The sequence below is a fragment of the Microbispora sp. CL1-1 genome, from assembly GCF_012034195.1.
Lineage (GTDB): Bacteria > Actinomycetota > Actinomycetes > Streptosporangiales > Streptosporangiaceae > Microbispora.
In genome coordinates, this window is sequence record NZ_JAATEK010000210.1 from 1 (window position 1) to 381 (window position 381).

The window sequence follows — 381 nt, forward strand, 5'->3', positions numbered from 1 at the left end:
TCGGATCACCAGCGCCCTGGCCGACCGCGTCGGCCGGGTCCACCGTGCGGGACAGGCCAGGCAGCATGGCCATGCCTCCACCCGGTGCTGGTTGCGCACCAGTGGGGGGATGACGGTGGGCGGTGCGGGCCGCCTGCTCACCCTCGGCGCGGAACTACCCCGCCTCCCCGTCGTGCGGGAGAAGTTCGCCACAGGGGAGCTGGCGGCGGGGGTGGTGGAGGCCATCTGCGCCGCCGTGGCCGGACTAACCGACGAGCAAGCCACCCTGGCCGAGCCGATCCTGGTGGACCTGGCCGGCAAGGCCGGGGCGGCGGAGGTCGCCAAGGCCGGCCGCCACCTGCGGGCGGTGCTGGACCCCGATGGGGAAGAGCGGGATGAGCG

General features: G+C 74.8%; 1 protein-coding gene. It reads left to right on the forward strand.

Annotated elements, in window-relative coordinates; genetic code table 11:
• Positions 1–16: 16 nt before the first annotated feature.
• The coding region (locus tag HCK04_RS40650; protein WP_240972283.1) for a DUF222 domain-containing protein at positions 17–381 on the forward strand (365 nt) is incomplete at its 3' end.